A 6,848-nucleotide genomic window follows, 5' to 3' on the forward strand; every position below is an offset into this window, starting at 1 on the left:
TCAAACAGACGGCAAACGATATCAAGAACGCGAACAGAATCAGGACCGCGATCTGTCAGGTCGCCGACAAAAGCGAGCGTCCGGCCAGCGGGATGAATAGGAATGCCCGAGTCCCACGAATAGCCAAGATTCATCGTTAATGCACGAAATTCATCTAAACAGCCGTGTATGTCACCAATAATATCTAAGTTCATCAAAACGCCTCCTTGAAAATATACATTTTTCGCAATATAAAAAAGACCGAAAACGGTCTTTTTTCATAAATAACCTTATTGATTTACGTGTCTCTATACTACCCCAATATATTGTAACCAGAGTCTACATAAATAATTTCACCAGTGACGCCTCTAGAAAGATGGCTCAGTATAACAAGAGTCATGTCGCCTACTTCTTCTTGAGTCACATTTCTCTTCAATGGTGACTTCTCTTCAATCTGATGAAGAATGGTATTAAAAGCTGGAATGCCCTTGGCTGCTAGTGTTCGAATGGCTCCTGCTGAAACAGCATTGACTCTAATATTGTCTTTACCCAAATCGAGTGCCAAATATTTCACACTGGCTTCAAGAGAAGCTTTTGCAACGCCCATTAGGTTATAACCATCTACAACACGTTCGGCTCCAAGATAAGTCATTGTAACAATGGATGCTCCTTCTGTCATATATTGACGAGCTTCTCTTGCTACGGCAATTAATGAATAGGCACTAGTATCTTGAGCAAATGCATATCCATCTCTAGATGTTTCTACAAAATGACCCTTTAAGTCTTCTGCATGAGCATAGGCAATAGAATGAACCAAACCGTGAATGACGCCAACTTTTTCACCTATATCTTTAAATGCTTTGTGAATACTATCATCATTATTTACATCACAATGGAAAATATATTCTGATGGATAGTTATTTTTCTCTAATAGCTTCGTTATTTTTCCTAGAGATCGTTCCAATCTGTATGTATAAATTACATTTGCTCCTGCTTTATAAAGGGCTTCTGCTACGCCCCAAGCTAAGCTCCGTTCATTAGCAACACCCATAACTACGATATTCTTGCCTTTTAATTTAAGTATATCTTCCATTTCAGCCTCCATTGAAATAGGTACAGTTTAATATGAATATTTAGTATACCTGCTTTTATTATCTAAACAATATATTATAACATTTTATTTAAATATCCTAGGTTTGAGACGAATAAATATTTATTAATTATAAAAAAGAGAAATTTAAGTCAACACTTGTTGAATAGGGGGGAACGTTGATAAGTTGTCATTTAGTTTAGGACAGTTAGATCAATAAGACTTGCCTAAAAATACGTTAGTTTCCATAGTATTAGAAATTATTTTTTAGAAAACTGTCCATATCGGATAGTTTTTTTGCATATACTGGATAAAAAGCGGAGGTGCTAAAGGCGTGAAAAAAGAACAGGGACCGCTCTTATACATCGGACAGCCAGCGCTTAAGCATGTACAGCCAGTTATGCAGGAAATTGCGAAAGCCGGTGAAGTGCCTGAAACACCTGAAATAAATGAAACGCCAGAAACAGGGGTTAAACCGGTGGCAAAAGAGACGCCGTCAGAATCAGGTAGATTACTCCCGTTCAAGGAAATGAATGTGGAGGAGAAAGTCATCTACCTGGCGCAGCGCAGAATTCCAGTGCCCTGTCAGCTTGAATGGAAAAGCGGTTCTGTACGTGGTGTTATTGAGCGTTTTGATGGAGATAATGTGTGGGTGCTTGAGGAAGAAGGGAAAGAAACGGTTCGTGTTCCAATTGCAGAAATTGTGTATGTTCGAATTGCCGGTACATGAAAAAAGCCCGCCGTAGAGGCGGGTTAACATTAACGGCACACATTTAAGTCGACGTCTTTAATACACTGAACGGCAAGAAATTCATTTAAATCAACGGTAACACAGCTGCGTGTCTTTGCAAAGTGTTGAACTTTGCATACTTTTTTGAGGTCGATGTCGCCATCGTCCGCAAGATTAACGGGCTCAAAGTGATGGTCAAGCGGCAATAATACACGAAGGCGGGCGCAGGAGCTGTCAAACACATCTTCAACACGGAAATAGATGGAAACACATCCTGTTTTGCAATGATCATCATCATCAGTTTCTGCAGGATTAAAGAAAGCGAAAAATGGTTTACCTTTCTTCGTTGTAAGTGTGAACACACGTGTATCTGCATTGCGCCGACGTGGACGTCGACCGTCTAAGTCACCAAGGGGCTCAGCGAAGCAATCTTTGCAGTCTCTGCAGTCTTCATCTTCTATTGAATCTTGAATGTCGCGAATCGCGCGTACAACCTCGCAAACGCAGCATTCGGAATGATGACGCCGGTCTTCATTGTCAAAATCGTCCCGATGCTTATTGCATCCCATTTTACATTCCTCCTTAAAATATCGGTACATTAATACTGTATGAATTCTGGTCTCTTCGGCGTGGACAATTGCCGCCATGAGCAGAATTTTTTTTTGTTTTCAGGACATACTGATCAAAAACGGAGGTACATATCATGAAGAAATGGGCACTTACCATCTTGCTGCTGGCGGGATGTGCACCAGAACATGATGGAACGGTGATTTTGGAAACGGCTGATCCGGATGCTGTGCAGCTTGACGGAAAACATGATGGATTTGCTGAAAAAATCAAAAAAGAAGCAGATTCGATTGAAACTATTTACGATACGGCTGTTATAAAAGGAAAAGATCAGCTGCTCGTAGCGTATAAAGTACGTCATCTTGACCGATTTAAAATGAAGGACATTGAAAAAGATCTTGATAAACGTATTCAGGAAATGGAGAGTACGGAAGAAGTAGTAGTTTCGAGTGATTACAAGATTTTCCTCGAAGCGGTCCGATTAAAAGAAGACATGGAAGCGGGCCATCTGACGGAAGAAGAAGCCAATAAACGGCTGTCTGAAATCATTAAATTGAAAAAGGAGATGGCCTAATGAAGCCGGAGAATTATAAAAAGCTTGCTTCAAAATACGAACCGAAAAAGCCGGTGTTTAAAAATTGCATTCGTGCGTTTTGGACAGGCGGTCTTATTTGTATAATCGGTCAAGCGGTATCGTATTTCTTTATTTTCTTTTTTAACTTTACGGAGCAGACAGTAGGGAATCCAACAGTGGCGTTCATGATCTTTTTATCCATGCTGTTAACAGGATTCGGTGTATATGATCGGCTCGGTCAGTTTGCGGGTGCTGGGAGTGCGGTGCCGGTAACGGGATTTGGCAACGCTGTTATTTCAGCGGCGATTGAACATCGTTCAGAAGGATTTGTACAAGGGGTCGGGGGCAATATGTTTAAACTCGCTGGTTCGGTCATATTATTCGGTGTTTTTTCTGCTTTTATTGTAGCGCTTATTAAATCTGTTTTTTAAAGGAAAGGAAGAGACGAATGATCGCAATGTTTTTTTGGGCATTTGTTATTGGTGGCCTCATATGTGTGATCGGTCAGCTGATGATGGATGTCGGTAAGTTAACACCAGGGCATACATTATCAATACTCGTCGTAGCAGGTGCTGTGCTTGCTGGATTTGATTTATATGAACCGTTTGTTGATTTTGCGGGAGCCGGAGCAACCATTCCAATTACGAGCTTCGGTAACTCACTCGTGGCCGGCGCGATGAGTGAAGCGGAAAAGCATGGAGTCGTTGGTGTGTTGACCGGAATGTTTGAAGTAACAAGTTCGGGTATTTCTGCAGCGATAGTGTTTGGTTTTATCGGCGCCATATTTTTTAAACCAAAAGGGTGAGTGGCCCAACCTCTTTTTTTGTTTCTCCATATGATAGTAAGAGAACAGAGAAAGGGGGAAATGACAATGGGTTACTTTGGTGGCGGATACTGCGGCGGAAACGGCGGTGGATACGGCGGCACAAGCACGTTTGTTTTAATCGTTGTATTGTTCATTTTGTTGATCATCGTAGGCGCAAGCTTTTATTGATTTGTAAAAGGGGGAGCCACAGTGGACAACAAGTTCTTTGGCAATATTGAGAAAAAAACAGGCGTACGTATGAACGACGTGTTCGCTCTTGTTGATTCGCTTCAGTATGCTGATTTCCGCGATGAACGAACAGTTCGCGCGGTCATCGCACAAACGGCAGCACTTGCCGGTAAAAGGGTGCCGAAGCAAGTAGAAGACGAACTCGTCAGAACGATTATAAAAGATGGCAAAAAGCTGAATATAGATGCCATTACGAAAATGCTTAAATAAACATGGTAAGAGTGGCTGAAAGGTCGCTCTTTTTTTCATATAAGCAGGAAGAAGGTTGTGATTTTAGCAGAAATGGTTTTGGTGAAACATAAAACGGTCAAACAATACATATATATGTATGTACATAATCTTAATTTGAAAGGAAGAGAAAAGATGGGCTACGTGCTGCCGGTACCACAATATCAGTATAGCCATTATAGAGAACGAGTTTTAAATGAATCAAGTAGAGATGATTCCTACATCGACCCCGCTGCCAAAGTATCATTTGATAAAATTTTGCGTGATCGTGCCAAGCCGCAAATGAGTATAGAAGAACAAAGGAAAAAGCGGCAACATGAACATGAAGCATTTCGCGTACACCTTGCTCAAATTAGTAGGAAAGGTTTTGAAATTGATCAACGTGTATAATGAGAGAAGGATTGCCCCATGATGAATATATAGAAAAAGCTTATTCACTTCAATCGGGAATAAGCTTTTTTGTATGCGAATTATAGCATTAAGTCCTGGCAATGCTCTCGAATTAATTTAGAGGCTTTTGTTTGGCTAATATCAAGGTCGGCCGCCACTTTTCTAGATGATTTCCACTTTTGATACGATTTTCTAATTAAAATACGTGTCGTTTGATCAAGTGCTTTATCAAGTGTAGTGGAAAGGGATAAATGCGTGACATCTCCGACATTTTCAGTGATCATATCGGGGAGATCTGCTATTTGAATGACCGAATCACTGACAACGACTAAACGCTCTAGTAAATTTTCCAGCTGGCGGACATTGCCCGGCCAGGAGTAATGAATTAAAATGTTTAAACATTCTTCTGAGATGACCTTATTTTCATTGTATTTTTTATTGAATTTATTTAAAAAGGTGTACGTGAGAGGGATGATATCTTCTTTTCGATCACGAAGCGGCGGCAGTAAAATATCAATCACATTCAGCCGGTAAAATAAATCCTCCCGAAAAAGCTTATTCTCAACCATTTGTAACAAATTTTGGTTCGTTGCCGCAATAATACGCACATCGACTTTCTTTACTTCACTGCTGCCGATCGGAATAAACTGTTTGTCCTGTATAACCTGCAGCAATTTTGCTTGTAAAGGCATGGGCATTTCCCCGATTTCATCTAAGAAAAGAGTGCCCTTATCGGCGGCTTCGATCAATCCTGCTTTCCCTGTTTTGTTCGCCCCTGTAAACGCTCCTTTTGAATAGCCAAACAACTCTGACTCCAATAAATCTTCTGGGATGGCTGCACAATTGATTGTTAAAAAAGATCCCTCTTTCCTTTTACTAATATTATGAATAAACGATGATAGAACACCCTTTCCGGTACCGGATTCCCCTTGAATTAAAATAGTGGATTCAGTCGGTGCGACTTTTTCACAAAATGTTAAGATACGTTTAATTTTCTCCGAATTAGTTACAAAGCGCTTTTTTTCAAGAGAATGAGTTGTATTTAACTCGAGTTTACCCTCTTCGGCTAGCTCCATTTTTTGGTTTTTTATTTCGGTTGATGTAATGACAACAAAATCAATTTCACCATCATCGTTTAAAATTGGAATAGCAGATGTTAAAAGTTCGGCCCCGATATAAGTTTGCTGTTTTAAAGAACATGGCTTTTTATTTTTGTAGACATACGGCACAATAGAAGGCTTCCAGTATCCTTTTTCAAATAATTCCACATTATATTTACCAATAACATCTTTCGGTTTTAAACCGTAATGTCTTTCGCAAACGCGATTTACATAAATAATTCGTTTCTCGCAGTCCAGAACAAAAATTTCATCGGAAGAGTAATCTAAAATTTTCAAAAGAGTTTCCAATGTCATCTCTATAATTCCTTTATTATCCATTTGCACACCTCTTTTTAAAAGTTGAGTCATTTTTGAAGATTCTTGAGTTGAATATAACTCGAATTTTGTAAAATATCAATCTATTTTTATAGTAAACGTTGTACGAATAGTGAATTTTAATGTTGGCACGACTCTTGCATATAGTAATATGACAGGTGAAAAGGCAACTGTCCACAATTATTGAAAATAGAACAGGAGGAATGATTGGTGGGAGAAGAGAGAGAGATACACGACATTACCATTATTGGTGGCGGGCCTGTTGGATTATTCACGGCTTTTTATGCTGGTATGAGACAAGCATCTGTGAAAATCATTGAAAGTCTGCCGCAGCTAGGCGGACAGTTATCTGCTTTATATCCTGAAAAATATATATACGATATTGCAGGGTTTCCAAAAGTAAGAGCACAAGAACTAATCGATAATTTAGTGGAACAAATGAATCAGTTTGAACCGACTATTAGTTTGGAACAATCCGTTGAAACAATAGAACGAATGGAGAACGGTGTATTTTCAATTACAACAAATAAAGAAATTCATTATACGAAAGCGATTATCATCACAGCTGGAAATGGTGCATTTCAGCCGCGTAAATTGAAAATTGAAGGCGAAGAGAAGTTTGAAAGCGCGAACATCCATTATTTCGTCCAAAACCTTCAGCAATTTGCCGGCAAGCGTGTTGTTGTATTTGGCGGCGGCGATTCCGCCGTTGACTGGGCATTAATGATTGAGCCTGTGGCAGAGGAGGTAACGCTTGTTCATCGGAGAGATAAATTCCGTGCACATGAGAATAGCGTCGA

Annotated in this window: 12 protein-coding genes; 8 read left to right on the plus strand and 4 right to left on the minus strand. The window is 39.8% G+C overall.

The features are described from left to right. Together BLL40_RS16645 and fabI are read right to left on the minus strand one after the other, a co-directional pair. Positions 1-194, minus strand: a 194-nt coding sequence (locus BLL40_RS16645) for a metallophosphoesterase (protein WP_173799947.1), incomplete at its 3' end; no start/stop codon positions are given. A 98-nt stretch (positions 195-292) separates the two neighbouring features. Further along, positions 293-1,072 carry an enoyl-ACP reductase FabI gene (gene fabI, locus BLL40_RS16650; RefSeq protein ID WP_073712961.1) on the minus strand — a complete coding sequence of 260 codons (780 nt, stop codon included), beginning with the start codon at positions 1,070-1,072 and terminating at the stop codon, positions 293-295. Positions 1,073-1,403: 331 nt separating this feature from the next. Between fabI and BLL40_RS16655 the strand changes: the two genes are divergently transcribed. Then, entirely contained in the window at positions 1,404-1,799 is a 396-nt protein-coding gene (locus BLL40_RS16655; protein ID WP_073712962.1) for a CotO family spore coat protein, read from the plus strand. 29 nt (positions 1,800-1,828) lie between these two features. Here BLL40_RS16655 and BLL40_RS16660 read toward each other — a convergent pair whose 3' ends face one another. Beyond that, positions 1,829-2,368, minus strand: coding sequence for a CotY/CotZ family spore coat protein (locus BLL40_RS16660; RefSeq protein ID WP_073712963.1), 540 nt, complete (start codon positions 2,366-2,368; stop codon positions 1,829-1,831). A 134-nt stretch (positions 2,369-2,502) separates the two neighbouring features. Between BLL40_RS16660 and BLL40_RS16665 the strand changes: the two genes are divergently transcribed. The 6 genes from BLL40_RS16665 (at position 2,503) to BLL40_RS16690 (ending at position 4,612) form a co-directional block, all read left to right on the plus strand. Continuing rightward, positions 2,503-2,940 (plus strand): YhcN/YlaJ family sporulation lipoprotein, encoded by a 438-nt coding sequence (locus BLL40_RS16665; protein ID WP_073712964.1) that lies wholly within the window; start codon positions 2,503-2,505, stop codon positions 2,938-2,940. Continuing rightward, complete coding sequence (gene spoVAC, locus BLL40_RS16670; protein ID WP_073712965.1) at positions 2,940-3,371, plus strand: stage V sporulation protein AC; 432 nt, start codon at positions 2,940-2,942, stop codon at positions 3,369-3,371. Before BLL40_RS16665 ends, spoVAC begins: the two co-directional genes overlap by 1 nt. 17 nt (positions 3,372-3,388) lie before the next feature. After that, the gene (spoVAE, locus tag BLL40_RS16675) at positions 3,389-3,745 is read left to right on the plus strand and encodes a stage V sporulation protein AE (protein ID WP_073712966.1); all 357 of its coding nucleotides are present in this window, start codon (positions 3,389-3,391) and stop codon (positions 3,743-3,745) included. A 66-nt stretch (positions 3,746-3,811) separates the two neighbouring features. Further along, a complete protein-coding gene (locus tag BLL40_RS16680; protein ID WP_083566605.1) occupies positions 3,812-3,934 on the plus strand; it encodes a YjcZ family sporulation protein in 123 nt (40 codons plus the stop codon). Between the two features lie 21 nt (positions 3,935-3,955). Further along, positions 3,956-4,204, plus strand: a complete 249-nt coding sequence (locus BLL40_RS16685) for a stage VI sporulation protein F (RefSeq protein WP_073712968.1) — start codon at positions 3,956-3,958, stop codon at positions 4,202-4,204. Positions 4,205-4,261: 57 nt separating this feature from the next. Continuing rightward, positions 4,262-4,612 carry a hypothetical protein gene (locus BLL40_RS16690; RefSeq protein ID WP_073712969.1) on the plus strand — a complete coding sequence of 117 codons (351 nt, stop codon included), beginning with the start codon at positions 4,262-4,264 and terminating at the stop codon, positions 4,610-4,612. An 80-nt stretch (positions 4,613-4,692) separates the two neighbouring features. Here BLL40_RS16690 and BLL40_RS16695 read toward each other — a convergent pair whose 3' ends face one another. Next, positions 4,693-6,051 (minus strand): sigma-54 interaction domain-containing protein, encoded by a 1,359-nt coding sequence (locus BLL40_RS16695; RefSeq protein WP_245797993.1) that lies wholly within the window; start codon positions 6,049-6,051, stop codon positions 4,693-4,695. Positions 6,052-6,258: 207 nt separating this feature from the next. Here BLL40_RS16695 and BLL40_RS16700 point away from each other — a divergent pair. Then, a partial coding sequence (locus tag BLL40_RS16700; RefSeq protein WP_143180146.1) for an NAD(P)/FAD-dependent oxidoreductase occupies positions 6,259-6,848 on the plus strand: 590 nt, incomplete at its 3' end.

The sequence above is a fragment of the Domibacillus mangrovi genome, assembly GCF_001906925.1.
Taxonomy (GTDB): domain Bacteria; phylum Bacillota; class Bacilli; order Bacillales; family Domibacillaceae; genus Domibacillus; species Domibacillus mangrovi.

Bases quoted from the DNA above. Each gene is read 5' to 3' on its own strand.
- spoVAE (WP_073712966.1), top strand. From the start codon at position 3,389: ATGATCGCAATGTTTTTTTGGGCATTTGTTATTGGTGGCCTCATATGT.
- BLL40_RS16680 (WP_083566605.1), top strand. From the start codon at position 3,812: ATGGGTTACTTTGGTGGCGGATACTGCGGCGGAAACGGCGGTGGATAC.
- fabI (WP_073712961.1), bottom strand. From the start codon at position 1,072: ATGGAAGATATACTTAAATTAAAAGGCAAGAATATCGTAGTTATGGGT.
- BLL40_RS16695 (WP_245797993.1), bottom strand. From the start codon at position 6,051: ATGGATAATAAAGGAATTATAGAGATGACATTGGAAACTCTTTTGAAA.
- spoVAC (WP_073712965.1), top strand. From the start codon at position 2,940: ATGAAGCCGGAGAATTATAAAAAGCTTGCTTCAAAATACGAACCGAAA.
- BLL40_RS16660 (WP_073712963.1), bottom strand. From the start codon at position 2,368: ATGGGATGCAATAAGCATCGGGACGATTTTGACAATGAAGACCGGCGT.
- BLL40_RS16665 (WP_073712964.1), top strand. From the start codon at position 2,503: ATGAAGAAATGGGCACTTACCATCTTGCTGCTGGCGGGATGTGCACCA.